This is a genomic window from Pseudomonas mangiferae, assembly GCF_007109405.1.
Taxonomy (GTDB): Bacteria; Pseudomonadota; Gammaproteobacteria; order Pseudomonadales; family Pseudomonadaceae; genus Pseudomonas_T; species Pseudomonas_T mangiferae.
Genome location: NZ_VJOY01000004.1, coordinates 188,781 through 213,781, shown reverse-complemented (window position 1 = coordinate 213,781; position 25,001 = coordinate 188,781). Strand labels below are relative to the sequence as shown.

The window sequence follows — 25,001 nt, the reverse complement described above, 5'->3', positions numbered from 1 at the left end:
CGAACCGGACCCCACCCGTCCGGTCAAAGCGGACTTACCTTCGCCTGGAGAGCTCCATGCCCCGTCTCACCACCCTGATCGTCTGCTGCGCCCTGCCCTTCGGCCTGCAGGCCGCCTCGCTCAAGGACTACGAACTGACCCAGATGCTGGACAAGGTCGCCAAGGAAAGCAGCGTCGGCACCCCGCGGGCGATCAACGAAGACATCCTCGACCAGGGTTACACGGTGTCCGGCAACGAGCTGGTCGACCACCTGAGCGTTCGCGAGGCTCATGCGATGCAGATGCGCAGCAACCCGGACACGGTACGCAGCCAACTGGCCGCCAGCGTCTGCCGCAACGGCGGCTTCCGCCAGCTACTCGCCCGCGGCGCGACCCTGCGCTACGAGTTCACCGAGTACAAGAGCAACCGCCCCGTCACCACCGAACGCTTCACCAAGGCGGACTGCGGTCTGAAATAACCTGCCGGCGCCCGGCTCTGTCGCGGTCGCCTCCAGCGCCCGCGCCGCTCCTCCCAACCGCGCCGTTGGGGACTGGTCCGGAACGTCTGCAACGGGGCCGTGCCGGAACTCCAGCTATCGGGTACGCTCAGGGTGTGGTTCGAGAAAGGAGAACACCATGCCCCATCAGCCAGACGATTATCTGGAAAGGCACTTCAAGAGCAGCGGTATCGATCTCGCGCAGAAAGTCGACGAACTGCTCAATCTCACCGTCCCCACTGGCAGTCTCAACGGCCCCCTCTATCGCGACATGCTGGTGACCGTCGTCCGGATGGCCCAGGCGGACCGCAATCGCTGGGATGCGAAGATCCTCCTGCAGACCCTGAAGGAAATGGAGCACGCCTTCAGCGTGCTGGAAAAATTCAAGCGTCGGCGCAAGGTGACCGTGTTCGGCTCGGCCCGTACGCCGGTCGAGCACCCGGTCTACGCCCTGGCCCGGCAACTGGGCGAGGCGCTGGCCAAGCGCGACCTGATGGTCATCACCGGCGCCGGCGGCGGCATCATGGCGGCGGCCCACGAAGGCGCCGGTCTGGACAATAGCCTGGGCCTGAACATCACCCTGCCCTTCGAGCAGCATGCCAACGCCACGGTAGAGGGCACCGACAACCTGCTCTCGTTCCACTTCTTCTTCGTGCGCAAGCTGTTCTTCGTCAAGGAAGCGGATGCGCTGGTGCTCTGCCCCGGCGGCTTCGGCACCCTCGACGAGGCATTGGAGGTGCTGACGCTCATCCAGACCGGCAAGAGCCCCCTGGTGCCGGTGGTGCTGCTGGATGAGGCCAACGGCAGCTTCTGGGAGGATGCGCTGGGCTTCATGCGTCGCCAGCTCGAGGAAAACCGCTACATCCTGCCGAGCGACCTCAAGCTGGTGCGGCTGGTGAACAGCGCCGAGGCGGCGGCCGAAGAAATCAGCCAGTTCTACCGCAACTTCCACTCCAGTCGCTGGCTGAAGAACAACTTCATCATTCGCATGAACCATGCCCTGAGCGAGACCGCCATGTCCGCCCTCGAGGCGGACTTCGGCGACCTGTGCCTGAACACCGGTTTCACGCAGCAGGCCTATGACGAAGCGGACAAGGAAGAGTCGGAATTCTCCGAACTGACGCGCCTGGTGTTCGCCTTCAACGGCCGTGACCATGGTCGCCTTCGCGAGCTGTACGACTTCATCAACCTGCCGGAACACTGGGCGAACCCCGCCTGACCGTCCCTGCCAGGCCATGCGCTACGCGCATGGCCCACGGGATCAGGTGTCGTCCGCTCCCCTGCCTCGCAAGACCCGCCCGATCATGTCCATCGGATAGCCTCGATAGGCCAGGAAGCGCCCCTGCTGGGCGCGCTGCCGCGCATCCTGGGGCACGCATCCGGCGAAACGACGCTGCCAAAGGTCGAGCAAATGGGCGTACCAGTCGATGTCCGCCTCCTTCAACGCCTGCTCTACCGCCTCCCGAGCCAGACCCCGCTGGCCCAGTTCTTCGCGAATGCGCAACGGCCCATGCCCACCGCGGGCACGGCTGGCGATGAAGCTTTCCAGGTAACGGGACTCGCTGAGCAGGCCTTCTTCGGCGAGGCGGTCCAGCGCGGTGTCGATGAGCACGTCAGGCGCGCCGCGACGGTGCAGCTTTCGCGCCAGCTCGACACGCCCATGCTCGCGGCGGGCGAGCAGGTCCATCGCCGCGCGGCGGACGGCGGCCGGGTTATCCAGCTCGGCCGCCACGAAGGTCAGAGGTCAACGTCAGCCAGGTTATCGCCAGCGGGAGCCGTCGCTGCGCTCTTGCTCGCGTTGGCGTTGTTGTTACCCAGCAGCTTCTCGCGAATGCCCTTCTCCAAGGCGCCCGCGACTTCCGGGTTGTCCTCGAGGTACTTGGCGGAGTTGGCCTTGCCCTGGCCGATCTTGCTGCCCTGGTAGCTGTACCAGGCGCCGGATTTCTCCAGCAGGCCGAGCTGCACGCCCAGGTCGATGATTTCGCCGTTCCGGTAGATGCCCTTGCCGTAGAGAATCTGGAATTCCGCCTGGCGGAAAGGAGGCGACACCTTGTTCTTCACCACCTTCACCCGGGTCTCGCTGCCCACCACTTCCTCGCCTTCCTTCACCGCGCCGGTACGGCGGATGTCCAGGCGCACCGAGGCGTAGAACTTAAGGGCGTTACCACCGGTGGTGGTTTCCGGGCTGCCGAACATCACACCGATCTTCATGCGAATCTGGTTGATGAAGATGACCAGGCAGTTGGCGTTTTTGATGTTGCCGGTGATCTTGCGCAGCGCCTGGGACATCAGACGGGCCTGCAGACCGACGTGCATGTCACCCATCTCGCCTTCGATCTCGGCCTTGGGCACCAGGGCGGCGACCGAGTCGACGATGATCACGTCAACGGCATTGGAACGCACCAGCATGTCGGTGATTTCCAGCGCCTGCTCGCCGGTATCCGGCTGGGAGACCAGCAGGTCATCGACGTTCACTCCCAGCTTGCCGGCATAGTCGGGGTCCAGGGCGTGCTCGGCGTCGACGAAGGCGCAGGTGGCGCCCTGTTTCTGGGCCTCGGCGATCACCGAGAGGGTCATGGTGGTCTTGCCCGAGGATTCCGGGCCATAGATTTCGACGATCCGCCCCTTGGGCAGACCGCCGATGCCGAGGGCGATGTCCAGACCCAGGGAGCCCGTGGAGATGGCCGGGATCGCCTGGCGCTCATGGTCGCCCATGCGCATGACGGCGCCCTTGCCGAATTGACGTTCGATCTGACCCAAGGCAGCAGCCAATGCGCGCTTCTTGTTGTCGTCCATTTAAGTCCTCTCGTGTTCAAGGGGCCTGGCGGCCGTCGATACCTGTATAAGTAGACAGTATTATTCCACAGGAGTTTGTCCGCGCCTACCCCCGGGTCGGGTTTTCCCCTGCCGTCAATCGGACCAGCCCGTCCAGGGCGGTGACCACCGTCTGCTGGCGGATCGCCTGGCGATCGCCCTGGAAATGGCACAGCCGGGTATCGACCTGATCACCCGCCGCCCAGGCGATCCAGACCGTGCCCACCGGCTTCTCGGGCGTACCGCCCCCCGGCCCGGCGATGCCGCTGACCGCCACCGCGTAGTGGGCGCCGCTGTGGCGTTGGGCGCCTCGCACCATGGCGTCCACCACTTCGGCACTGACCGCGCCCACCTGTTCGAACAGCTGCGGATCGACCTGCAACTGCGCGGTCTTCTGGCCATTGGAGTACGTCACGTAGCCGGCTTCGAACCAGGTGGAGCTGCCGGCGATGCGGGTGATGGCCTCGGCGATCCCGCCACCGGTACAGGACTCTGCGGTGGTCACCTGTTTACCTTGCTGGACCAGGCAATCACCCAGGCACAAGGCGAGCCGTGTGGTTCTTTCGTCGTGCGTCGTCATTCCCGCGCTCCAGCCGTCAACCGGTGCCCACGGTACCGCAGGGCATCGCCATTGCCCAGGCGAGGCCTGCTGAACTTTGCCGGTGCCCGGGGTTTCTATCGCCTACACCCCTTGATGAGGAGCGACCATGAGCGAGCGCAACCCTGCCCACACGGACGACAAGACCAGCGTCACCGAAAAGATCGTCCGCCCCGACCCCGCCACCGAGACGATCGACAAGGTCATCACGCCGGAGTCGCTACGCAAGAAGGAAGCGGAAAACGAAAAACTGGAGCGCAAGGTCAACGAAGCGGAGCGCGTGCTGAACAAATGAACCCGGCCGGTGGCCAGCAGGATCAGCGCCCGCCCAGCATTGTGGGATGCTGTTGCTGGCACGCCGCTTCCTGGGCACTACGAGGCGCGACTGACTGCTTGGACAATTCCAGCCCAGCGCCAATCGTCATCAACAGGAACAGATAGGGCGCCAGGACCAGCAGCGTGCCCCGGATGGACGCCGCGCTTCCGTACAGCACCCGGGATCGCCACAAGGCCTTCTGCCCACGGGCGGGATAACGGCCCTGGGCGAGTACCGCCAGGCCTTGGCGCACGGTCATCACCGCGACCACCAGGCTCCCGAAGATCGGCACCCCCACGAAGAAGCCCGCCCAGAACACCGCTGCGCTGGAGCGCTCCGGGTTCAGGCAGTCGGCATGATTCAGGTAGAAGTTCAGCCAAGGCAGCACCCAGACCTTGAAGCCGATGTAGAAGGCGCTGGCGACGCAGACATAGAGCAACAGCAGACGACAGCGCTCGGAAGACGAATAGCGCTCGGCGTAGATTTCCGGTTCGCTCACGGTTCCGCGCTCCCGAGAGGACGGCTGGCGTGACCGGGTATGTGAGGTAGGCGGGGGAAAAGCGCGCCGAGGTAGCGCGTGTGTTCGAGGCAGTCCATGCACCCTCCCTGGTTCGACTGCCGACTTTAGCACTTCGTCCCCCCGCCCGCGAAAGTCCGCGTGCGACGAATAGCCACCCTTCGCGACTAGTGGCTGCGGTTCTCCTGCCCTTGGGAGTCGTCGTTTGGAGCGTTCCGGTGGTCCGCCTTCGGCGTTGCCGGCTGCTCCTGGCGACCTTGATCGACGCCTCCGCTGCCCCCGCTGCCAGGCGCGCCGGTACCAGTCCCCGACTCATCCCCGGACCCCGGGTTGGTGCCGGTGCCGGCGCCGTTGACGGTGTTGCCGCTTCCCGTGCTGGTGCCAGGCCTTCGGCGCCCGGCGCCGGCGTGACGTTGGCGGCCAGGGCGTGGGCCGATACGAGAAGCGTGACGGCGAGGATGGTCAATGGACGGCGGTACATGTCGAGTCTCCTGTCGAAAAGGTCAGCGGGTCTTCAGACCCATGCGCGCGCGCATGTCCGCGGTGATGCTCTGACGCACACTGCGCAGCTCCGCCCAGGGATCGTCGTCGCCTAGCGTTTCCAGACGCGCCAGCACGGTGCGGATGTCCCAGGCACTGGCCCCCTTGATCTCGGTCAGCTCTTCCCTGTGGATCGGCACGGATACCGGCAGCCCCTCCCGTGCGCGGGCCGAGTAGGGCGACACGGTGCTCGCTCCGCGGGTGTTGCGCAGGTAGTCGATGAAGATGCGACCGACCCGGTTCTTCGGCCCCGACGTGGCCGAGAAGCGATCCGGCATCAGCCGCGCCAGATGCTGGGCAATGGCCTGGCTGAACGCTTTAATCGGTTCCCAACCCAGGCGACGGGTCAGCGGTACTACTACGTGCATGCCCTTGCCGCCGCTGGTCTTGATGAACGCACGCAGGCCCAGCTCGTCCAGCAGGGTCAGGGTCAGCTGGGTCGCCTCCACCATGGCCTTCCAGGGCAACGCCGGGTCGGGGTCCAGATCGAGGACGAAGCGGTCGGGCTTTTCCAGCTTCGGCACGGTGGCATTCCAGGTATGCAGCTCGAGAGTCCCCATCTGCGCTGCCCCCACTAGGGCTTCGGCGGATTCGATGACCATGAGGGGCGGGTGCTCGGGCTCGTAGGCAGGGTCCAGCTGAGTGATATAGGGGATGCTCAAGCGGGCCGCGTGCTTCTGGAAGAACAGCTCGCCGCCGATGCCTTCCGGTCCCCGTACCAGGGCCACTGGACGATCCTCGAGCCAGGGCAGTGCCCAGGGTGCGATTCGCCCGTAGTACTCCGCCAGGTCTCGCTTGGTGAAGCCGGAGGACTCATCGATGATCCGCTCGGGGTGGGTGATTCTGACCTTGCCCGCCACCGGCGTGGCGGCCTGCTTGGCGGCGGACCGACGGGTGGGCTTGGCGTGCACCGGCTGCTCTCCTTGGGCGATGGCCTGCTTTTTTTGGTTATCGGTAGAAGTGGAGCCGGCTACCGCCTTGGGGCGCCTGGCGACCGTCTCCGTTGTATCTTGGCGTGACTCGACCGCTTCCACTGGCACGGGCCGCTCCTGGCTGATCGCCTTCGCCGGCTTGTCGTTGCGCAACCCGTGGAACACCGCCTGACGCACGATGCCTTCGCGGGTCATCTCGGCGAACGCCACTTCGCACATCAGGGTCGGCTCCAGCCAGTGCACGCCGCGGGCCTGGTAGCCCTTGGGCGCATTCGCGGCGGCCGGCGTCTCGCGTTGCAGGGGCTGAAGTTTCTCCAGCAGATTCTTCAGGGTGACGGCATTGAAGCCGGTGCCCACCTTGCCGGCGAAGCGCAGCTCCCGGGAGTCCGAGTCGTGCAGCCCCAGCAGGAGCGCACCGATGGCGCTGCGCGTTCCCTTGGGATCGCTGTAGCCGACGATCACGAATTCCTGCCGCTGCTTGCACTTGAGCTTGATCCAGTCCGCGCTGCGCTTCGACGAGTAGGGGCTGCCCAGGCGCTTGCCGATCAGACCCTCCAGCTTCATCCGGCAGGCGTTGGCGAGAACCTTCTCCGGCGCCTCGTCGAAGGAGGTGGAATAACGCAACAGTGGGCTTCGGTTGTCCTTCAACAGCGCGTCCAGGGCGGCCCGGCGCTGCTCCACGGGCACATCGCGCAGATCCGTGCCATTGAGATAGGGAACGTCGAACAGGTAATAGGCGATACGCCCGCTGTGCGAATCCTCGAAGGCGTTCTGCAGCGCCTGGAAATCCGGATTGCCCTGGGCATTGGTCACCACCATCTCACCATCCAGCCACGCCGACTCCACCCCCAGCGCGCGGAGCGCCTCGACCTGGCGCGGCATGCGGGCGGTCCAGTCGTTGCCGTTGCGGGTGAACAGGCGGATGTCATCCCCGTCCACCCGGGCGAGGATGCGGTACCCGTCGAACTTGATTTCGTACGACCAATCGCCCTCCGGTATGGCGTCCACCAGGGTGGCCAACTGGGGCGTGAAGACATCCGGCAAGGCGCGCGACTCACCACCCTCGACCACCGCCTGGGCGGGCTTTCGCGTATCGGCAGCCGTCTTGCGGTTTTTTCGAGCCGGCGTCTTTGCCGCGGGTTTCGGCTTCGAGGGCAGGGTGCGGTCGCTGAGGACGCTATCGGGCCGGTCTTCGAGAATGTCGTAATCCTGTGCGGCCCGTGCCTGCTCGTCGTGGGACTTGATCAGGAACCACTGGGTCTTCCGGCCCTCCAGGTGGGTACGTACCAGGTTCCACAGGCCATTGAGCTTTTCGCCGTGCAGCTCGAACTTGAGACGGCCCTTGGCATATCCCTCAATCGGGTCGCCCTGGGGCACCCAGATGCCCCGGTCCCAGACGATCACGTCGCCCGCCCCGTAGTGGCCTTCCGGGATATGCCCTTCGAAGCCGGCGTAGTCCAGAGGATGATCCTCCACCTGGATCGCCAGCCGGCGCACCTTGGGGTCCAGGCAGGGGCCTTTCGGGATCGCCCAGCTTTTCAGCGTGCCCTGCAACTCCAGGCGGAAATCGTAGTGCAGGTGGCTGGCGTCATGCTTCTGGATGCAGAACTGCAGGGCGTGCGCGCCGGCCTGGCGGCCACGGGAGCGTTTTCCACTCGGTTCGGGGGTCGCCAAAAAGTCCCGTTTGCGGGCGTATTCATCCAGTGCTGTGGCCATTTCGCAGCTCCTTCGGTTCGCTAGGCAATAGAACCGGCGGCCAGCGCAAGGGTTCAGCGGTATCCGGCCTGAACGGCCGGACGGCCGTGCGCATCCAATCCCTGGGTTCCTATTGGATGTGCGTCATGGATTTCATCGATCTACTACAGTGGCCAGCCATGCTGGTGACCATCGTTTCCGCCTGGCTGGTGGGCTCGCTGAGGCCCCGTCGGCGCCTGATAGGCTTCTGGAGCTTCCTGGTCAGCAACACGCTGTGGATCGCCTGGGGCTGGCATGACGACGCGTATGCGCTGATCGTGCTGCAGGTGTGCCTGGCGGTCTCCAACGTGCGCGGCATCCTGAAAAACGATACGGCGACCCAGGCGTCATCGGCAGCCTGAAGAGGGGCCATGGCGGGGACGTACTAGAAGAAGGGTGGGGGTAAGGCAGGGAAATCGAGAGAGGTTTTTGGGCGGCATCGCATGAGCGATGCCTGCCTGACAAGGGAGCGACCCCTTAGTGCTTGCCGCCTTTGCGGCCGGCTTCGGACGCCTTTTCACGATCGTTGGCGAAGTTGCCGCTATTGGACTGGCCACCCTTGCGACCGGCTTCGGAAGCCTTCTGGCGGTCGTTCGCGAAGTTGCCGGAGTTGCCTTGGTTGCTGTTAGCCATGATGGTTTCTCCTGTATGGCGAGGCGGTGTTGCCTCTTAAAGTGGGAGGTCGTGGCCAGCGGGATAGTTTCCTTCGCCTCGACGAGCGGTCCAGCCGTTCGGCCGCTTCATCCAGGCATAAAAAAACTCGGCACGAAGGCCGAGTATCAACGGAAGGAGCAGATCACCCGAGGGCAGGACGCTATGAAAAGCCCCTGCCCTCGAATTCTCAATGCACGACAGGCTGGCTCGCGGCCGCTGTCTTCTGGCGCAGTGCGGGGAAGCGGGTTTGCAGGCGATCGATGCGACGGCTGCTATAGGCGCCTGCGTTGGCCGGCACGTAGGTCGGCAGGTGGGTACGAACCTGGCTCTGCAGGCCGTCGATGGCCGGCACCTCGCCCGCTTCCTGGTGGAGGTCGCGGCGAATCGCGCTGATGACCCACTCGGTACGCATCTGCAGCCCGGATTGCGGCGACGGCACCACGCGCTGGATGGTGCCAGCCTCGTTCATCAAGGTGAGCAGCACGGACCCATCGGGACGCTTGGTGGCAGAAACGGTGTACTGAGGGAAGGCAGCTTCGATTTCGTGGAGGTTGACAGTCATGGAGGGCTCTCCCTGGGTTTCTAAACGGTTGCCCTGAGGGAGCAGGCTTCGTGCCAACCTTGTCACATTGCCGGAAGCCCCGGTTCATGGGGCCTCCAGCAAATCGTCATTTTTTCTAGACGTGCAGTTTGCAGGAACGGAACTTTTCCATGATTGCAGAATGCACGATGCCGAAGGGCGATACTCCGAATCATTGAACCCACCCGAGCAGCCTCTCCTCCAAGCTGGACTTCCCTCATGCCCAGCCTCCTTTCGGACAGGTTCAACGATGGACGAACACGACGAAATGCGGAGTCGTACCTATCCCGTCAAGGAAGACATGGCGTTCCAGCGGCGGATGTGGACGGTCGAACGCGTGGGCCGCTACGGGCTCTGTCTGCTGCTGCTCCTGACCCTGGCCGGGCTATTTTCCCGGGGGCCGTTGAGCTGGGCCACGCTGGAGCTGACCCACGCGACGCTTGAATACGACCGTTTCCTGCGCAACGGCAGCCACACTGACGTCACTCTCGACCTGCATGCGCCCGGGGCCACCCGAACCGTCGCCGTGCTCGGCGGTGAGGCCCTGGATGCGATCAGCCTGGAAAGCATCCAACCCCAGGCGGAAAGCATGCGCACCGTCAGGGATGGCCTGGAGCTGACCTTTCGCGCCGACGACACCGGCCATACCCGGGCCCATCTTTCCCTGGGCGTGAACGGGCTCGGCCTGCAGCGAGCCTATCTGCGCGTGGGTGACGACACCGTCCCCTTCTGGATCTTCATCTTTCCCTGAGGGCCGCCCATGGATGCCGTCTTCCGCGCCACCGCCATCTACCTGGTCCTGATGATCCTGTTCAAGGTGGCGGGCAGGCGCTCCCTGTCCGACCTGACCACCTTCGACCTGGTGCTGCTGATGATCATCGGCGAGGCCACCCAGCAGGCGCTGCTGGGGGATGACTTTTCCGTCACCAACTCGATCCTGGTGATCGGCACGCTGATCGCCATCGACATCGGCTTCTCGCTGCTGAAGAACCGCTCTGCCCGCATCGACCGGCTAATCGACGGTTCGCCCACCATCGTCATCGAGAACGGCCGCGTGCTGGAGACTCGCCTGCGCCGCTGCCGCCTGCGGCTCGACGAGATCATGGAGATCGCCCGGGAGAGCCAGGGGCTGGAAACCGTGCAGCAGATCAAGTTCGCCATCATCGAGCGCAACGGCAAGATTTCCATCATTCCGTCCGACTGACGCCGTTGGTCACGACACCCGCGAAGCGCCACGAACTTTTGTCACGCCGGCGCCCTCAACCGAACGTACTCCCTTGAGAAGTCCTTCGGCTGCCGCGACCCGGCAGCTTTTTTTTGGCTCGCGTTTTGGTGGGGTGAGCCATGAATTGGGAGGCACACGGTTCACTATTGGCGGCCACAAGCAGATGAAGCTGCAAAGCCTGCGAGATACAGTTCTGAGGGTGATGCACAGATAGGGGTATCAACGATGAGAGAGGAAAACGGGTAAAGTATTAGACAACCCCTCGTTATCTAATAGACAAAATCCTCTAAGTCATTGAATGGAAAGCCTTTCCGAACACACCCCGATGATGCAGCAGTACTGGAGGCTAAAGAATCAGCATCCGGACCAGTTGATGTTCTACCGCATGGGCGACTTCTACGAGATCTTCTATGAGGATGCGAAGAAGGCGGCCAAGCTGCTGGACATCACCCTGACCGCCAGGGGCCAGTCCGCCGGCAAGGCGATCCCCATGTGCGGCATCCCCCACCACTCCGTGGAGGGCTACCTGGCCAAGCTGGTGAAGCTGGGCGAATCCGTGGTGATCTGCGAGCAGATCGGCGACCCGGCCACCAGCAAGGGGCCGGTGGAGCGCCAAGTGGTGCGCATCATCACGCCCGGCACCATCAGCGACGAAGCCTTGCTGGACGAACGCCGCGATAACCTGCTGGCGGCGGTGCTCGGAGACGAGCGGCTGTTCGGCCTGGCCGTGCTGGACATCACCAGCGGGCGCTTCAGCGTGCAGGAGATCAAGGGCTGGGAGAACCTGCTGGCCGAGCTGGAGCGGCTGAATCCGGCGGAGCTGCTGATCCCCGACGACTGGCCCCAAGGCCTGCCGGCGGAGAAGCGCCGCGGCGCACGGCGCCGGCCGATCTGGGACTTCGATCGCGACAGCGCCCACAAGAGCCTCTGCCAACAGTTCGCCACCCAGGACCTCAAAGGCTTCGGCTGCCATGAGCTGACCCTGGCCATCGGCTCCGCCGGCTGCCTGCTGGGCTACGCCAAGGAAACCCAGCGCACCGCCCTGCCCCACCTGCGCAGCCTGCGCCACGAGCGGCTCGACGACACGGTGATCCTCGACGGCGCCAGCCGGCGCAACCTGGAACTGGACACCAACTTGGCCGGTGGCCGCGAGAACACCCTGCAGTCGGTCGTGGACCGCTGCCAGACCGCCATGGGCAGCCGCCTGCTGGGACGCTGGCTGAATCGCCCGCTACGGGACCGGGCCGTGCTGGAAAACCGTCAGGCCGCCATCGCCTGCCTACTGGACCGCTACCGCTTCGAAACCCTGCAACCACAGTTGAAGGACATCGGCGACGTCGAGCGCATCCTGGCGCGCATCGGGCTGCGCAATGCGCGCCCCCGGGATCTGGCCCGGCTGCGCGATGCCCTCGCCGCCCTGCCGGCGCTGCAGGACTCCCTGAAGGCCCTGGAAGCGCCGCACCTGGCGAGCCTTGCGGAGAATATCCGCGAATACCCGGAGCTGGCGGACCTGCTGCAACGGGCGATCATCGACAACCCGCCGGCGGTAATCCGCGACGGCGGCGTCCTGAAGACCGGCTACGACGTCGAGCTGGACGAACTGCTGTCCCTCAGCGAGAACGCCGGCCAGTTCCTCATGGACCTGGAGGCGCGGGAGAAGGCGCGCACCGGCCTGCCGAACCTCAAGGTGGGCTACAACCGCATCCACGGCTATTACATCGAACTGCCAAGGGTGCAAGCGGAGCAGGCACCGGCCGACTACATCCGCCGGCAGACGCTGAAAGGGGCGGAACGCTTCATCACGCCCGAGCTGAAGACCTTCGAGGACAAGGCGCTTTCGGCCAAGAGCCGCGCCCTGGCCCGGGAAAAGATGCTCTACGAGGCGCTGCTGGAACGGCTCATCGAGCACCTGGCGCCCCTGCAGGACACCGCAGCCGCCCTGGCAGAACTGGATGTGCTGGCCAACCTGGCCGAGCGCGCCCTGAACCTGGACCTCAACCGCCCACGGTTCGTAGAAGAACCCAGCCTGTGCATCCGCCAAGGCCGGCACCCGGTGGTAGAGCAGGTGCTGGACACGCCCTTCGTGGCCAACGACCTCAGCCTCGACGACGACACCCGGATGCTCATCATCACCGGCCCGAACATGGGGGGTAAGTCCACCTTCATGCGGCAGACCGCGCTGATCGTGCTGCTGGCCCACATCGGCAGCTTCGTGCCGGCGGCTGCCTGCGAGCTTTCCCTGGTGGACCGCATCTTCACCCGTATCGGCTCCAGCGACGACCTCGCCGGTGGCCGCTCCACCTTCATGGTGGAGATGAGCGAGACCGCCAACATCCTGCACAACGCCAGCGAGCACAGCCTGGTGCTGATGGACGAAGTGGGGCGCGGTACCAGCACCTTCGACGGCCTGTCCCTCGCCTGGGCCGCCGCCGAACAGCTGGCGCGCCTGCGGGCTTACACCCTGTTCGCCACCCATTACTTCGAGCTGACGGTCCTGCCGGAGAGCGAGCCGCAGGTGGCCAACGTGCACCTCAACGCCACCGAGCACAACGACCGGATCGTTTTCCTCCACCATGTGCTGCCGGGGCCGGCCAGCCAGAGCTACGGCCTGGCAGTGGCGCAACTGGCCGGCGTGCCGGGCCGAGTGATCGAGCGCGCCCGCGAGCACCTGGCGCGCCTGGAGACCACCAGCCTGCCCCACGAGCCGCCCCGGTCTGAGCCGGGACGCCCGGCCGCCCCGATGCAGGCGGACCTGTTCGCCGCGTTGCCGCACCCCATTCTCGACGAGCTGTCGCGCCTGGAGCCCGACGAATTGACGCCGCGCAACGCATTGGAGTTGTTATATGCATGGAAGGCGCGAATCTAACGCCGGCCAGGCCCAAGCTGTTAGAATCGCGCGCGCTCTGGTAAGCCTGGCGTAGACCGACACCGGACGCAGCCGACTTTGCCATGGAGGCATTTTCACGAATGGGCCTCCAAGCCGCCGCCTGAAGAGAGATTAGCTATGACCTTCGTCGTCACCGACAACTGCATCAAGTGCAAATACACCGACTGCGTGGAAGTCTGCCCGGTGGACTGCTTCTACGAAGGCCCGAACTTCCTGGTCATCCATCCCGACGAGTGCATCGATTGCGCCTTGTGCGAACCGGAATGCCCCGCCCAGGCGATCTTTTCCGAGGACGAGGTCCCGGACAATCAGCAGGAATTCATCGAACTCAACCGCGACCTGGCCGAGGTATGGCCGAACATCACGGAGAAGAAGGATTCGCTGCCGGATGCCGAAGAGTGGGACGGTGTGAAGGACAAGCTGAAACATCTCGAGCGCTAAGTCTCTCGCACTCAGAAAAAGCCCGCCCTGCGCGGGCTTTTCATTTTTCGCGGGCAAAAAAAGGGGCGGAGTTACCCGCCCACTCTTTTGTCCCTACTCCTTGTTTTCCCTTTCATCATCCTGATGAGTCGCATCCTGCGACGTCCTGACCGGATTCCTTTCCGGTTGCGTCATTCCCTGTACGCAGGAGTGATATTAATGATCCAGGCGGGCCGGACAAGAGCGGTTTTTCCAGGCCATGCACGACACCCTGCTCGAATGTATAAAATAAAACATTTTATAAACAAAGACTTAGCTTGATTCGCTGATTATTCGGGCTCCAAACTCTGCTGTTTTCGACCCTTCTCCTACAACACCTGTAAGTGAAGACTTACAGATCGAGGCGCAAAGGCGGAGAACCATTCTTATTAGCGGCTTCGCTGCTGGTGCAGGGGAAGCCTGGAATCGCCCAAAAAAGAAAACCCGGCCTAGGCCGGGTTTTCTTTTTACTAGCACGCTTCGCTACTGGAACAGCGAATCGCTGGACAGACCATTCTTCTCGAGAATCTCGCGCAGGCGTTTGAGCGCCTCCACCTGAATCTGCCTCACGCGCTCACGAGTTAGACCGATTTCCTGACCGACTTCTTCCAGGGTGCAGCTTTCATGGCCGCGCAGGCCGAAGCGCCGGACCACAACCTCCCGCTGCTTGTCGGTAAGTTCCGACAGCCACTGGTCGATGCTCTGGCTGAGATCGTCATCCTGCAGCAACTCGCAGGGATCGGTAGGCCGGTCGTCCGTCAGGGTATCCAGCAGGGTCTTGTCCGAGTCTGGGCCGAGGGAGACATCCACCGAGGTAACCCGCTCGTTGAGGCCCAGCATCCGCTTGACCTCCTCGACCGGCTTCTCCAGCAGGTGGGCGATTTCCTCCGCGGACGGCTCATGGTCGAGCTTCTGGGTCAGCTCCCGCGCGGCGCGCAGGTAGACATTGAGCTCCTTGACCACATGGATGGGCAACCGGATGGTCCGGGTCTGGTTCATGATCGCCCGTTCGATGGTCTGGCGAATCCACCAGGTGGCGTAGGTGGAGAAGCGGAAACCGCGCTCCGGGTCGAATTTCTCCACGGCGCGGATCAGACCCAGGTTGCCTTCCTCGATCAGGTCGAGCAGCGACAGCCCACGGTTGACGTAGCGCCGGGCGATCTTCACCACCAGCCGCAGGTTGCTTTCGATCATGCGCTTGCGACCCGCCGGATCGCCCTTCTGCGCCAGGCGCGCGAAGTGCACTTCTTCTTCGGGGGTCAGGAGGGGGGAAAAGCCGATTTCGTTGAGGTAGAGCTGGGTCGCGTCGAGTGCGCGCGTGTAATCGATGTACTTGTGCTGCTTGAGCGAGTTGGCGCCCTTGGATTTGGTTGCCGGAGGAAACGCTTCCTCATTCAATACCTCGTCCATGACGATATCGGGCTCCATGAGGAGCATCTCATCGTCGACGTCAAACTCCGGCGCTTCTTTGTTGAGTGCCATTGTTATTGTCCCGTGCTGAGTTCGACAACAAGCCCGGTGGGAGCCTTATCCTTGGTTCCCCTGAGCCAGTCCTCCCACGCGGGTGACGGCTGAGCCGCGGGTCAGCGACGCGGCAGATATTGCAAAGGATCTACAGGTTTGCCCTGGCGGCGAATCTCGAAATGAAGTTTCACCCGGTCGGCTCCCGTGGATCCCATTTCGGCAATGGTCTGCCCGGCCTTGACCTGCTGTCCCTCCTTCACCAGCAGCCTGCGGTTGTGACCGTAGGCGCTCACGTAGGTATCGCTGTGCTTGATGATGATCAGTTCGCCGTAGCCCCGCAAACCACTTCCGGCGTACACCACCGTCCCATCCGACGCAGCTAAAACAGGCTGTCCTAATTCCCCGGCGATATCAATGCCTTTATTCAAACTTCCGTTTGAGGAGAAACGACCGATCAGCAGGCCCCCCGCCGGCCATGCCCAACCGCTCGCCGAACGCGCGCCGGGACTGGCCGGAACGGGGGTCGGCGCGGTCGTGGCAGAGGGGGACGAGGGGCTCGGCGGCAGCGGAACGGTGGTCACCGTGACGGTGGACGTGGAGGTCTTCGGCGAGCCGCTGGTGGTAGTGGTGGAAGTGGTGGAAGTGGAGCGTGGAACCGGTGCCGGCGTGGTCGGAGCGGCGGTCGCCACACGAGTATCGGATGCAGGCCCATTGCCGAAGCGGATGTGCTGCCCCGGACGGATCACGTAGGGCGGCGGAATCCGGTTGAAGGCGGCCAGTTCCTTCCAGTCCCAGCCATAACGGAACGCGATGGAATAGAGGGTTTCACCCCGCTGCACCAGGTGCTGGCCGGTGGTGATGGGCGTGCGCTTCTGCACCGGGTTGCCATTGCGGTCCACGACCTGGACGCCATCGCGCGGCGTGCTGCTGCAGCCGACCAGCAGGCCACTCAGTATGAGGGCCGACAACAGGGGGAACCCGGGCGTGCCGATAAGAATGCTCTGCCGAATAGCCGTCAGGCCCACGCCTCTCCCCTTTTATTGTCTGGAATGCATCTATTCTGCCGGAAAACCGCCGCCTCACCAGCGACGGTCAGCGATCTAGACCGCAACCCGGGCAAAAATCTCAGGCCAATGGGCCATTGCGCAGCGGAACGAAGCGAACCGCGTCCAGCAGGTGCCGGGAAAAGCCGTTTTCTTCGCGCACGATCAACATCAGTTGCTGGACATCGCCGGCGCCCACCGGGATCACCAGGCGCCCGCCGGGGGCCAGCTGGTCCAGCAAGGCCTGGGGCACTTCGGTGGCGGCGGCGGTGACCAGGATGCCGTTGTAGGGCGCCAGCGCCGGCCAGCCCTCCCAGCCATCGCCCCAGCGGAAGACCACGTTGCGCAGTTTCAGCTCGACCAGGCGTTCCTTGGCGCGGTCCTGCAGGCTCTGGATCCGCTCGACGGAAAAGACACGCTCCACCAATTGGGCGAGGACCGCGGTCTGGTAGCCGGACCCGGTACCGATCTCCATCACCTTGTCCAGCGGACCGCCCGCCAGCAGCAGCTCGGTCATGCGCCCGACAATGTAGGGCTGGGAAATGGTCTGGTTATGGCCGATGGGCAGCGCGGTGTCTTCGTAGGCACGGTGCGCCAATGCCTCGTCGACGAACAGGTGGCGGGGAGTCCGGCGGATCACCTCCAGCACCCGGGCGTTGGACAGCCCTTCGTCGTAGAGACGCTCGATCAGACGCTCGCGGGTCCGTTGCGACGTCATGCCGATGCCGCCGCGCAGCAAATGGTCCTTTTCACGCGCCATCAAAGCAGGCCCTCCAGCCAGCCATCGAGGCTGGGAAACGCCTCGTTGAACGTACGATCCAGTTTCAGCGGGGTCACCGACACGTAGCCCTGCAGCACCGCATGGAAGTCGGTGCCGGGGCCGGCATCGTCGGCGTCGCCAGCGGCGGCGATCCAGTAGCCACGCTTGCCCCGCGGGTTCACCAGGGTGGCCGGCTGGGCGGCCCGGGCGCGGTGGCCGAGGCGGGTCAGCTGGATGCCTTGGATGTTCTCGAGCGGCAGGTTCGGCACGTTGATGTTGAGCACCGTGCGCGGTGGCAGATCCAGGCGTTCGTGGGCCGCTACCAGCCGCCGGGCGAAATAGGCGGCGGTGGCCAGGTTGTCGCTCTGCCGCGACAGCAGCGAGAAGGCAAACGCCGTGCGCCCGAGGAAACGCCCCTCCAGGGCGGCGGCGACGGTGCCTGAATAGAGCACGTCATCCCCCAGGTTCGCCCCCAGGTTGATCCCCGCCACCACCATGTCAGGCGCCGGGTCCAGCAGGCCGTTGATGCCCAGGTGCACGCAATCGGTCGGCGTGCCGTCTACACCGATGAAGCCGTTGGGCAGGTGATGGGGGTACAACGGACGGTCGAGGGTGAGCGAACTGCTGGCGCCGCTCCGGTCCTGGTCCGGGGCGATCACCACGCAGTCGTGGTCCGTGGCCAGCGCGTCGTAAAGCGCGGCGAGGCCGGGTGCAGTCACCCCGTCGTCGTTGGCGATCAGAATACGCATGGGTTGTCCATCGACTCGGCCGGCAGCAGTTCCACGAGTTCGCGCACCATCATGGTGGCGAAACAACCGGCCGGCAGGACGAATTCCAGTTGCAGAACATCGAGCCCGGGATAATGCCACGTCAGCCTGCCGATGGGGAGGCGCAGAATGCGCCGTTCCTGCTCGAGCCCGGCGTTGGCCAGCCAGGCGGCCAGGGCGGGCTCGGCCCCGGCCAGCGCCTGCTCCAGCCCTTGGGCGACGCCGCCGGCCGGGGACGCGCCCTGGCCCCACAGCGGCCCCGTGGGGTGCAGGTCCAGCTCCGCCAGGCGCGGGTCGACGCACTCGGCCTCGCCAGCCATGAAGAAGCTGCGGCTGTCAGTGAACGCCAGCAGGTCGCCTACCAAGGCGCGATCCCACGTGCCGGCCGCGACCCGCTCCGCCAGCACCCGGTTGAACAGGTAGCTGCGGGCGGTGGAAAGCAGTCGCGAGCGCTGGTTGCGCGGGACGGGCAGCTCGCCCCGTTCGGCGAACGAACGGGCGTCGTGGAGGTTGCCGCCCTGGAAGCCGAAGCGCTGCAGGCCGAAATAGTTGGGCACGCCCTCGGCGGCGATGCGCTGCAGGCGGGCGTCCAGCGCCGCGTGGTCACCCTGCAGCCCGGTCAGGCGCAGGGTGAAGCCGTTGGCGGAATGGGCACCACGCTGCAGCTTCCGCCCGTGGCGGGTGCGCTGGAGGATACGCAACTGGTCGTCCTCAGCTGCATCCAGGACAGGATCGGCCTTGCCCGGCAGGTGCAGGCTGAACCACTGGCGGGTGAGGGCCTGGCGGTCCTTCAGGCCCGCGTAGCTGACGGTACGCAACGGCACGCCGGCGGCCCGGGCCAGGCGACGGGCCGCCTCCTCGGTATTCAGCTCGCGCTTCTCGACCCACAGCCAGAGATGCTCGCCGCTGCCGCTTAGGGGAATGTCCAGGACCTCATCCACCTGGAAGTCCTCGGCACTGGCCTTGAGCACGGCACGCGCCACCGGTGCGCCGTGGGCCCGGGGGCCGAGCAGTTGGTCCTCGGTCATGCCGGCAACAGCAGGGCCACCGCATGCACGGCGATGCCCTCCTCGCGCCCAGTGAAGCCCAGCCGCTCGGTGGTGGTGGCCTTGACGTTGACCTGGCCCAGCTCGACCGCCAGGTCGGCGGCGATATGGCCGCGCATGGTCTCGATGTGAGGCGCCATCTTCGGCGCCTGGGCGACGATGGTGGCGTCGACGTTGCCGACCCGCCAGCCACCGGCGGAGATCAAGCCGACCACATGACGCAGCAGGGCGCGGCTGTCGGCCCCCTTGAAGGTGGGGTCGGTGTCGGGGAAGTGCTTGCCGATGTCGCCCAGCGCGGCGGCGCCCAGCAGGGCGTCGGCGAGCGCGTGGAGCAGCACGTCGCCGTCGGAATGGGCGATGAGCCCGTACTTATGGGGGATCCGCACACCGCCGAGGGTGATGAAATCGCCCTCGCCGAAACGGTGCACGTCATAGCCGTGGCCGATACGCATGGTCAGAGACGCCCTGGAAAGACAGCCGGGGATTCTAACCGAAAGGCCCCGTCGCTGCGGACAAAGCGTCTGGCCCGTGCCCGCGCCCATCGGAACCCCATCCATGGGAAAGGGCGCCGCAGCGCCCCTTTCTCAATGACCAGGCTCGCGTCAGCCGCGCAAAGCCTCGGCGTGATGCCGGAGGTGGTCGTCGATGAAGCTGGCGATGAAGTGGTAGCTGTGGTCGTAGCCGGGCTGCAAGCGCAGGGTCAGCGGGTGGCCGGCGGCCTGGGCTGCGGCCTCCAGGGCGCGGGGCTTGAGCTGGGTCTCGAGGAAGTCGTCGCGATCGCCCTGGTCCACCAGGAGCGGCAGCCGCTCCCGGGCATCGGCGATCAGCGCGCAGGCGTCCCATTCCCGCCAGCGGGCGCGATCATCCCCCAGGTAGCGGGAGAACGCCTTCTCGCCCCAGGGGCATTCGAGGGGATTGGCGATGGGCGCGAAGGCCGAGACCGAGCGGTAGCGACCGGGGTTCTTCAGGGCGCATACCAGGGCGCCGTGCCCCCCCATGGAATGGCCGGCGATGCCGCGGCGGTCAGAGACTGGGAAGTGTGCCTCGATCAGCGCCGGCAACTCGTGCACCACGTAGTCGTACATGCGGTAGTGGCGCGCCCAGGGCTCCTGGGTGGCGTTGAGGTAGAACCCGGCGCCGAGGCCGAAGTCCCAGGCGCCTTCGGGGTCATCCGGCACGCCATCGCCCCGGGGGCTGGTGTCCGGGGCGACGATGATCAGCCCCAGTTCGGCGGCCAGGCGCTGGGCGCCGGCCTTCTGCATGAAGTTCTCGTCGGTGCAGGTCAGGCCCGACAGCCAGTAGAGCACCGGCAGCTTTTCGCCCTGCTCGGCCTGGGGTGGCAGATACACGGCGAACACCATGTCGCAGTTGAGGGCGCTGGCGCGGTGGCGGTAGCGCTTGTGCCAGCCGCCAAAGCTCTTGTTGCTGGAAACGATTTCCAAGGTCATGGGCAAGGCTCTCGCGTAGGGTGGAAACCGCAAAGCGTTTTCCACCGACCGATACCGGTGGGCGAGCCGTCCGGGACGGCGTCATCCACCTTCGGATCAGAAGTGGATGACGGTGCGGATGCTCTTGCCGTCGTGCATCAGGTCGAACGCCTCGTTGATGCGCTCCAGGCCCATGGTGTGGGTGATGAAGGTGTCCAGCGGGATCTCGCCCTGCTGGGCTTTCTCCACGTAGCTGGGCAGCTCGGTGCGCCCCTTCACGCCGCCGAACGCCGAGCCGCGCCAGACCCGGCCGGTGACCAGCTGGAACGGCCGGGTGCTGATTTCCGTACCAGCCGGCGCCACGCCGATGATGGTGGATTCGCCCCAGCCCTTATGGCAGCACTCCAGGGCGGCGCGCATCAGTTGCACGTTGCCCACGCATTCGAAGCTGTAATCCACGCCCCCGTCGGTCAGTTCGACGATGACGTCCTGGATCGGCTTGTCGTGGTCCTTCGGGTTGACGAAGTCGGTGGCACCCAGCTCCCGGGCCACGTCGAACTTGGCCGGGTTGATGTCGATGGCGATGATGCGCGAAGCCTTGGCCATGCGAGCGCCGATGATCGCCGCGAGGCCGATGCCGCCCAGGCCGAAGATCGCCACGCTGGCGCCCTCCTCCACCTTGGCGGTGTTGAGCACGGCACCGATGCCGGTGGTCACGCCGCACCCCAGCAGGCAGACCTTTTCCAGGGGCGCGTCCTGCGGAATCTTCGCCAGGGAGATTTCCGGCAGCACGGTGTACTCGGAGAAGGTGGAGCAGCCCATGTAGTGGTAGATCGGCTGGCCCTGGTAGGAGAACCGGGTGGTGCCGTCGGGCATCAGGCCCTTGCCCTGGGTGGCGCGTACCTTCTGGCAGAGGTTGGTCTTACCCGACTTGCAGAATTTGCACGCGCGGCACTCGGCGGTGTACAGCGGGATCACGTGGTCGCCCACCTGCAGGGAGGTGACGCCCTCACCCACCGCCTCGACGATGCCTCCACCCTCGTGACCCAGAATGGCCGGGAACACGCCTTCGGAGTCGGCCCCCGACAGGGTATAGGCGTCGGTGTGGCAGACGCCGGTGGCGACAATCCGCACCAGCACCTCGCCGGCCTTCGGCGGCGCCACGTCCACTTCGACGATCTGCAGAGGTTGGTTCGGCTCGAAGGCGACGGCGGCGCGGGACTTGATCATGGTGGGGCGTCTCCAAAGGGTTTCTCGATGGGCAGGCAGTGTAGATCATTGCCGCTTGACGAATAATCGCGCGCCCTGCAAAACATTGCTGCCATACGGGGATAATCAGCGCCGAGGTGCACCATGGGCTGGGAAGGGCTGGACGAATTCGTCGCGGTGGCGGAGACCGGCCGTTTCGGCGCCGGTGCCGAGCGGCTGGGGTTGTCGTCGTCCCATGTGAGCCGGCAGATCGCGCGACTGGAAGAGCGCCTGCAGACCCGGCTGTTCTACCGCAGCACCCGCCGGGTCACCCTCACCGAGGCCGGGCAGACGTTCCTCCAGCACTGCCAGCGGCTCATCGACGCCCGCGAGGAAGCCATGCGCGCCATCGGCGACTTGGCCGGCGAGCCCAAGGGGTTGCTGCGGATGACGTGCGCGGTGGCCTACGGCGAGCGGTTCGTGGTGCCCCTGGTGAACGCCTTCATGGCCGAACACCCGCAGCTGCGAGTGGACATCGAATTGAGCAACCGCCCGCTGGACCTGCTCCAGGAAAACCTGGACCTGGCCATTCGCCTGGGCCGGCTGCCGGACTCCCGGCTGGTGGCCACGCGACTGGCGCCGCGGGCGATGTTCCTCTGCGCATCGCCCGCTTACCTGGCACGCTACGGTCGCCCCCACAGCCTGTCGGAACTAGCGCGGCACAACTGCCTGGTGGGCAGCAGCGACCACTGGACCTTCGCCCAAGGCGACCGGGAGACGTCGATCAGGGTGCAGGGCAACTGGCGCTGCAACAGCGGCCAGGCGGTGCTGGATGCCGCGCTGCGAGGATTCGGCCTGTGCCAGCTGCCCGACTACTATGTGCTGGAGCACCTGCGCAGCGGCGAACTGGTCTCCCTGCTGGAGCCGCACCGGCCGCCTCACACCGCGGTCTGGGCGCTCTACCCGCAGCAGCGGCACCTGTCGCCGAAGGTGCGGCAACTGGTGGACTGGCTGAAGCAGGGATTGGCGCAGCGCCCGGAGTACCGCGGCAGCGCATGAGGTACGCGCCTCAGCGCTTGCCGGCCCAGCGCTGGCGCAACCAGTCCAGGTCTTCCGGGCGGGTGACCTTGAGGTTGTCGGCGCGACCTTCCACCAGTCGCGGCGACTGGCCCGCCCACTCCAGGGCCGAAGCCTCGTCGGTGATCGCCACGTCCGCCACCAGGGCGTCGGCCAGGGCACGGTGCAGGGCGCCGTGGCGGAACATCTGCGGGGTGAAGGCCTGCCAGATCACGGCGCGGTCCACGGTTTCCCGCACCCGGCCATCCGCGCCGGCCCGCTTGAGGGTGTCCCGCGCGGGAACGGCCAGCAGCCCGCCCACGGGGTCGTCGGCCAGTTCCATCAGCAGGTGGTCCAGGTCGAAACGGGACAGGTTCGGGCGGGCGGCGTCGTGCACCAGCACCCAGTCGTCCTCGCGGGCACCGCGCTCGGCCAGGCGCAGCAGGCCGGACAGCACCGAATCCGCCCGCTGCTCGCCACCGTCCGCCACCTGGATGCGCGGGTCGGTGGCGCAGCGCAGCCGAGGCCAGTAGGGATCGTCGGCGGCGAGGCAGACCACCAGGCCCTTCAGGGCCGGATGATCGAGGAAACAGTCGAGGGTATGTTCCAGCAGGGTGCGCCCGGCCAGTTCGAGGTATTGCTTGGGACGGTCAGCGCGCATCCGCGTGCCGATGCCGGCCGCCGGGATCACCACCCAGAAGGCGGGCCCCTGGTAGGACGCGTCACTCATTCCGCCAGCTGGTAGAGGGTTTCGCCCTCTTTGACCATACCCAGTTCGTGGCGGGCGCGCTCCTCGACTGTCTCGGTGCCTTTTTTCAGCTCCAGCACCTCCGCCTCGAGGATGCGGTTGCGCTCCAGCAGGCGCTCGTTCTCGCCCTTCTGGTCGGAGATCTGCTGCTTGAGGTCAGTGACCTGGGCAAGGCTGCCGTCACCCACCCACAGGCGATACTGCAACCCTGCCAGCAGCAGGATCAGCACGACGAACAACCAGTAGGGACTACGCATGGGTCGGAAGCAGCATGGGCAAGGTCAAGGAACGTCCGGTTTCGTGAGCGGAGCGCCGGCCGGCGCCGGGGCGAGGTGGCCCCATGAAAAAGGGGCGACTCGCGCCGCCCCTCTTTTACCACGCGCGTATCAGCCGCGGAACTCCGCGCGGCCGCGGTACGGGGCTTTTCCGCCCAGCTGCTCTTCGATGCGCAGCAGCTGGTTGTACTTGGATACCCGGTCGGAGCGGCACAGCGAACCGGTCTTGATCTGGCCGGCAGCGGTGCCCACCGCCAGGTCGGCGATGGTGCTGTCCTCGGTCTCGCCGGACCGGTGGGAGATCACCGCGGTGTAGCCGGCGGCCTTGGCCATCTGGATGGCTTCCAGGGTCTCGGTGAGCGAGCCGATCTGGTTGAACTTGATCAGGATCGAGTTACCGATGCCCTTCTCGATGCCTTCCTTGAGGATCTTGGTGTTGGTGACGAACAGGTCGTCGCCTACCAGTTGGACCTTGGCGCCCACCTTGTCGGTGAGGATCTTCCAGCCCGCCCAGTCGGACTCGTCCAGGCCATCTTCGATGGAGATGATCGGGAAGCGCTCGGTCAGGCCCTTCAGGTAGTCGGCGAAGCCTTCGGCGTCGAACGACTTGCCCTCGCCGGACAGGTTGTAGGCGCTGCCTTCGTAGAACTCGGAGGCCGCGCAGTCCAGGGCCAGGGTCACGTCGGTACCCAGCGAATAACCGGCCTTCTCGACGGCCTCGGCGATGGCGCCCAGGGCCTCTTCGTTGGAGGCCAGGTTCGGCGCGAAGCCGCCTTCGTCGCCTACCGCGGTGCTCAGGCCACGGGCCTTCAGCACGGCCTTGAGGTGGTGGAAGATCTCCGCCCCCATGCGCAGGGCATCGGCGAAGGTCTTGGCGCCCACCGGCTGGACCATGAATTCCTGGATGTCGACATTGTTGTCGGCGTGTTCGCCGCCGTTGATGATGTTCATCATCGGCACCGGCATGGAGTACTGGCCGGGCGTGCCGTTGAGATTGGCGATGTGGGCGTAGAGCGGCAGGTCCTGGTCCTGGGCGGCGGCCTTGGCGGCGGCCAGGGACACGGCGAGGATGGCGTTGGCGCCCAGCTTGGCCTTGTTCTCGGTGCCGTCGAGTTCGATCATCGCGCGGTCCAGGGCCTTCTGGTCGACCGGGTCCTTGCCCAGCAGCAAGTCACGGATCGGACCGTTGACGTTGGCGACCGCTTTGAGCACGCCCTTGCCCAGGTAGCGGGCCTTGTCGCCGTCGCGCAGTTCCAGGGCTTCGCGGGACCCGGTGGAGGCGCCGGAGGGCGCACAGGCGCTGCCGACGATACCGTTGTCCAGGATCACATCGGCTTCCACGGTGGGGTTGCCGCGGGAGTCGAGAACCTCACGACCCTTGATGTCGACGATCTTTGCCATTCTTGTTAGCACTCCAGATATTGACGAAAACACGGCGGTCCGATTGCAGACCGACGGCGCGGGCGCGTCGGGCAGGCCCCTCGCCGAAGGCGGC

At 65.4% G+C, this 25,001-nt stretch carries 26 protein-coding genes and 1 pseudogene; 9 read left to right on the top strand and 18 right to left on the bottom strand.

What is annotated here, in order from left to right:
- Positions 1-56 precede the first annotated feature (56 nt).
- Positions 57-458, top strand: coding sequence for a quorum-sensing-regulated virulence factor family protein (locus tag FM069_RS07155; RefSeq protein WP_143487604.1), 402 nt, complete (start codon positions 57-59; stop codon positions 456-458).
- Between the two features lie 157 nt (positions 459-615).
- A complete protein-coding gene (locus tag FM069_RS07150) occupies positions 616-1,695 on the top strand; it encodes an LOG family protein (protein WP_143487603.1) in 1,080 nt (359 codons plus the stop codon).
- A gap of 42 nt (positions 1,696-1,737) precedes the next feature.
- On the opposite strand, the gene recX is transcribed toward FM069_RS07150, so the two are convergent.
- The 3 genes from recX to FM069_RS07135 form a co-directional block, all read right to left on the bottom strand.
- Entirely contained in the window at positions 1,738-2,208 is a 471-nt protein-coding gene (recX, locus tag FM069_RS07145) for a recombination regulator RecX (protein WP_143487602.1), read from the bottom strand.
- Between the two features lie 5 nt (positions 2,209-2,213).
- Positions 2,214-3,272, bottom strand: coding sequence for a recombinase RecA (gene recA, locus FM069_RS07140; protein ID WP_143487601.1), 1,059 nt, complete (start codon positions 3,270-3,272; stop codon positions 2,214-2,216).
- Between the two features lie 85 nt (positions 3,273-3,357).
- Positions 3,358-3,870: a CinA family protein gene (locus FM069_RS07135; RefSeq protein ID WP_143487600.1), complete on the bottom strand. Its 513-nt coding sequence runs from the start codon at positions 3,868-3,870 to the stop codon at positions 3,358-3,360.
- Between the two features lie 127 nt (positions 3,871-3,997).
- Here FM069_RS07135 and FM069_RS07130 point away from each other — a divergent pair, with 127 nt between their 5' ends.
- On the top strand, positions 3,998-4,183 hold the full coding sequence (locus FM069_RS07130) for a hypothetical protein (RefSeq protein WP_143487599.1): 186 nt from the start codon (positions 3,998-4,000) through the stop codon (positions 4,181-4,183).
- Positions 4,184-4,205: 22 nt separating this feature from the next.
- Here the strand turns inward: FM069_RS07130 and FM069_RS07125 are convergent, their stop codons facing one another.
- Positions 4,206-4,703, bottom strand: coding sequence for a hypothetical protein (locus tag FM069_RS07125; RefSeq protein WP_143487598.1), 498 nt, complete (start codon positions 4,701-4,703; stop codon positions 4,206-4,208).
- Between the two features lie 521 nt (positions 4,704-5,224).
- Positions 5,225-7,909: a DNA ligase D gene (ligD, locus tag FM069_RS07120; RefSeq protein ID WP_143487597.1), complete on the bottom strand. Its 2,685-nt coding sequence runs from the start codon at positions 7,907-7,909 to the stop codon at positions 5,225-5,227.
- A 125-nt stretch (positions 7,910-8,034) separates the two neighbouring features.
- Here ligD and FM069_RS07115 point away from each other — a divergent pair, with 125 nt between their 5' ends.
- A complete protein-coding gene (locus FM069_RS07115) occupies positions 8,035-8,289 on the top strand; it encodes a hypothetical protein (RefSeq protein ID WP_143487596.1) in 255 nt (84 codons plus the stop codon).
- Positions 8,290-8,404: 115 nt separating this feature from the next.
- Here the strand turns inward: FM069_RS07115 and FM069_RS07110 are convergent.
- Positions 8,405-8,545, bottom strand: a pseudogene (locus FM069_RS07110) (general stress protein); the annotation flags it as partial.
- A gap of 223 nt (positions 8,546-8,768) precedes the next feature.
- Positions 8,769-9,143 (bottom strand): DUF3509 domain-containing protein, encoded by a 375-nt coding sequence (locus FM069_RS07105; protein WP_143487594.1) that lies wholly within the window; start codon positions 9,141-9,143, stop codon positions 8,769-8,771.
- Between the two features lie 268 nt (positions 9,144-9,411).
- On the opposite strand from FM069_RS07105, the gene FM069_RS07100 reads away from it, so the two are divergent.
- The 4 genes from FM069_RS07100 to fdxA all read left to right on the top strand — a co-directional run bounded on the left by FM069_RS07100 (position 9,412) and on the right by fdxA (position 13,714).
- The gene (locus FM069_RS07100; protein ID WP_143487593.1) at positions 9,412-9,912 is read left to right on the top strand and encodes a hypothetical protein; all 501 of its coding nucleotides are present in this window, start codon (positions 9,412-9,414) and stop codon (positions 9,910-9,912) included.
- Between the two features lie 9 nt (positions 9,913-9,921).
- Positions 9,922-10,365: a DUF421 domain-containing protein gene (locus FM069_RS07095; protein WP_143487592.1), complete on the top strand. Its 444-nt coding sequence runs from the start codon at positions 9,922-9,924 to the stop codon at positions 10,363-10,365.
- Between the two features lie 319 nt (positions 10,366-10,684).
- Complete coding sequence (gene mutS, locus FM069_RS07090) at positions 10,685-13,252, top strand: DNA mismatch repair protein MutS (protein WP_143487591.1); 2,568 nt, start codon at positions 10,685-10,687, stop codon at positions 13,250-13,252.
- A 138-nt stretch (positions 13,253-13,390) separates the two neighbouring features.
- Positions 13,391-13,714: a ferredoxin FdxA gene (gene fdxA / locus FM069_RS07085; protein ID WP_143487590.1), complete on the top strand. Its 324-nt coding sequence runs from the start codon at positions 13,391-13,393 to the stop codon at positions 13,712-13,714.
- Positions 13,715-14,215: 501 nt separating this feature from the next.
- Here fdxA and rpoS read toward each other — a convergent pair.
- From rpoS to FM069_RS07045, 8 genes are all read right to left on the bottom strand, one after another.
- Positions 14,216-15,214 (bottom strand): RNA polymerase sigma factor RpoS, encoded by a 999-nt coding sequence (gene rpoS, locus FM069_RS07080; RefSeq protein WP_143487589.1) that lies wholly within the window; start codon positions 15,212-15,214, stop codon positions 14,216-14,218.
- 101 nt (positions 15,215-15,315) lie between these two features.
- Positions 15,316-16,221, bottom strand: coding sequence for a peptidoglycan DD-metalloendopeptidase family protein (locus FM069_RS07075; RefSeq protein WP_143487588.1), 906 nt, complete (start codon positions 16,219-16,221; stop codon positions 15,316-15,318).
- Between the two features lie 100 nt (positions 16,222-16,321).
- Positions 16,322-16,957 (bottom strand): protein-L-isoaspartate(D-aspartate) O-methyltransferase, encoded by a 636-nt coding sequence (locus tag FM069_RS07070; protein ID WP_178106686.1) that lies wholly within the window; start codon positions 16,955-16,957, stop codon positions 16,322-16,324.
- A gap of 41 nt (positions 16,958-16,998) precedes the next feature.
- Positions 16,999-17,748, bottom strand: a complete 750-nt coding sequence (gene surE / locus FM069_RS07065; RefSeq protein ID WP_143487586.1) for a 5'/3'-nucleotidase SurE — start codon at positions 17,746-17,748, stop codon at positions 16,999-17,001.
- Complete coding sequence (gene truD / locus FM069_RS07060) at positions 17,736-18,794, bottom strand: tRNA pseudouridine(13) synthase TruD (protein WP_143487585.1); 1,059 nt, start codon at positions 18,792-18,794, stop codon at positions 17,736-17,738. Before truD ends, surE begins: the two co-directional genes overlap by 13 nt.
- Positions 18,791-19,264: a 2-C-methyl-D-erythritol 2,4-cyclodiphosphate synthase gene (gene ispF / locus FM069_RS07055; RefSeq protein WP_143487584.1), complete on the bottom strand. Its 474-nt coding sequence runs from the start codon at positions 19,262-19,264 to the stop codon at positions 18,791-18,793. The genes truD and ispF overlap by 4 nt, the downstream gene beginning before the upstream one ends.
- 150 nt (positions 19,265-19,414) lie before the next feature.
- On the bottom strand, positions 19,415-20,260 hold the full coding sequence (gene fghA, locus FM069_RS07050; RefSeq protein ID WP_143487583.1) for an S-formylglutathione hydrolase: 846 nt from the start codon (positions 20,258-20,260) through the stop codon (positions 19,415-19,417).
- Between the two features lie 96 nt (positions 20,261-20,356).
- Positions 20,357-21,469: an S-(hydroxymethyl)glutathione dehydrogenase/class III alcohol dehydrogenase gene (locus FM069_RS07045; protein ID WP_143487582.1), complete on the bottom strand. Its 1,113-nt coding sequence runs from the start codon at positions 21,467-21,469 to the stop codon at positions 20,357-20,359.
- A 123-nt stretch (positions 21,470-21,592) separates the two neighbouring features.
- Here FM069_RS07045 and FM069_RS07040 point away from each other — a divergent pair, with 123 nt between their 5' ends.
- A complete protein-coding gene (locus tag FM069_RS07040; protein WP_143487581.1) occupies positions 21,593-22,486 on the top strand; it encodes a LysR substrate-binding domain-containing protein in 894 nt (297 codons plus the stop codon).
- A 10-nt stretch (positions 22,487-22,496) separates the two neighbouring features.
- Here FM069_RS07040 and ispD read toward each other — a convergent pair whose 3' ends face one another.
- The 3 genes from ispD to eno all read right to left on the bottom strand — a co-directional run bounded on the left by ispD (position 22,497) and on the right by eno (position 24,907).
- On the bottom strand, positions 22,497-23,213 hold the full coding sequence (gene ispD / locus FM069_RS07035) for a 2-C-methyl-D-erythritol 4-phosphate cytidylyltransferase (RefSeq protein WP_143487580.1): 717 nt from the start codon (positions 23,211-23,213) through the stop codon (positions 22,497-22,499).
- Positions 23,210-23,488 (bottom strand): cell division protein FtsB, encoded by a 279-nt coding sequence (ftsB, locus tag FM069_RS07030; protein WP_143487579.1) that lies wholly within the window; start codon positions 23,486-23,488, stop codon positions 23,210-23,212. The genes ispD and ftsB overlap by 4 nt, the downstream gene beginning before the upstream one ends.
- A gap of 129 nt (positions 23,489-23,617) precedes the next feature.
- Positions 23,618-24,907, bottom strand: a complete 1,290-nt coding sequence (gene eno / locus FM069_RS07025) for a phosphopyruvate hydratase (protein WP_143487578.1) — start codon at positions 24,905-24,907, stop codon at positions 23,618-23,620.
- Positions 24,908-25,001 lie beyond the last annotated feature (94 nt).

Bases quoted from the DNA above. Each gene is read 5' to 3' on its own strand.
- FM069_RS07155 (WP_143487604.1), top strand. From the start codon at position 57: ATGCCCCGTCTCACCACCCTGATCGTCTGCTGCGCCCTGCCCTTCGGC.
- FM069_RS07150 (WP_143487603.1), top strand. From the start codon at position 616: ATGCCCCATCAGCCAGACGATTATCTGGAAAGGCACTTCAAGAGCAGC.
- recA (WP_143487601.1), bottom strand. From the start codon at position 3,272: ATGGACGACAACAAGAAGCGCGCATTGGCTGCTGCCTTGGGTCAGATC.
- FM069_RS07135 (WP_143487600.1), bottom strand. From the start codon at position 3,870: ATGACGACGCACGACGAAAGAACCACACGGCTCGCCTTGTGCCTGGGT.
- FM069_RS07130 (WP_143487599.1), top strand. From the start codon at position 3,998: ATGAGCGAGCGCAACCCTGCCCACACGGACGACAAGACCAGCGTCACC.
- ligD (WP_143487597.1), bottom strand. From the start codon at position 7,909: ATGGCCACAGCACTGGATGAATACGCCCGCAAACGGGACTTTTTGGCG.
- FM069_RS07115 (WP_143487596.1), top strand. From the start codon at position 8,035: ATGGATTTCATCGATCTACTACAGTGGCCAGCCATGCTGGTGACCATC.
- FM069_RS07105 (WP_143487594.1), bottom strand. From the start codon at position 9,143: ATGACTGTCAACCTCCACGAAATCGAAGCTGCCTTCCCTCAGTACACC.
- FM069_RS07100 (WP_143487593.1), top strand. From the start codon at position 9,412: ATGGACGAACACGACGAAATGCGGAGTCGTACCTATCCCGTCAAGGAA.
- FM069_RS07095 (WP_143487592.1), top strand. From the start codon at position 9,922: ATGGATGCCGTCTTCCGCGCCACCGCCATCTACCTGGTCCTGATGATC.
- mutS (WP_143487591.1), top strand. From the start codon at position 10,685: ATGGAAAGCCTTTCCGAACACACCCCGATGATGCAGCAGTACTGGAGG.
- fdxA (WP_143487590.1), top strand. From the start codon at position 13,391: ATGACCTTCGTCGTCACCGACAACTGCATCAAGTGCAAATACACCGAC.
- rpoS (WP_143487589.1), bottom strand. From the start codon at position 15,214: ATGGCACTCAACAAAGAAGCGCCGGAGTTTGACGTCGACGATGAGATG.
- FM069_RS07070 (WP_178106686.1), bottom strand. From the start codon at position 16,957: ATGACGTCGCAACGGACCCGCGAGCGTCTGATCGAGCGTCTCTACGAC.
- surE (WP_143487586.1), bottom strand. From the start codon at position 17,748: ATGCGTATTCTGATCGCCAACGACGACGGGGTGACTGCACCCGGCCTC.
- truD (WP_143487585.1), bottom strand. From the start codon at position 18,794: ATGACCGAGGACCAACTGCTCGGCCCCCGGGCCCACGGCGCACCGGTG.
- ispF (WP_143487584.1), bottom strand. From the start codon at position 19,264: ATGCGTATCGGCCACGGCTATGACGTGCACCGTTTCGGCGAGGGCGAT.
- fghA (WP_143487583.1), bottom strand. From the start codon at position 20,260: ATGACCTTGGAAATCGTTTCCAGCAACAAGAGCTTTGGCGGCTGGCAC.
- FM069_RS07045 (WP_143487582.1), bottom strand. From the start codon at position 21,469: ATGATCAAGTCCCGCGCCGCCGTCGCCTTCGAGCCGAACCAACCTCTG.
- FM069_RS07040 (WP_143487581.1), top strand. From the start codon at position 21,593: ATGGGCTGGGAAGGGCTGGACGAATTCGTCGCGGTGGCGGAGACCGGC.
- ispD (WP_143487580.1), bottom strand. From the start codon at position 23,213: ATGAGTGACGCGTCCTACCAGGGGCCCGCCTTCTGGGTGGTGATCCCG.
- ftsB (WP_143487579.1), bottom strand. From the start codon at position 23,488: ATGCGTAGTCCCTACTGGTTGTTCGTCGTGCTGATCCTGCTGCTGGCA.
- eno (WP_143487578.1), bottom strand. From the start codon at position 24,907: ATGGCAAAGATCGTCGACATCAAGGGTCGTGAGGTTCTCGACTCCCGC.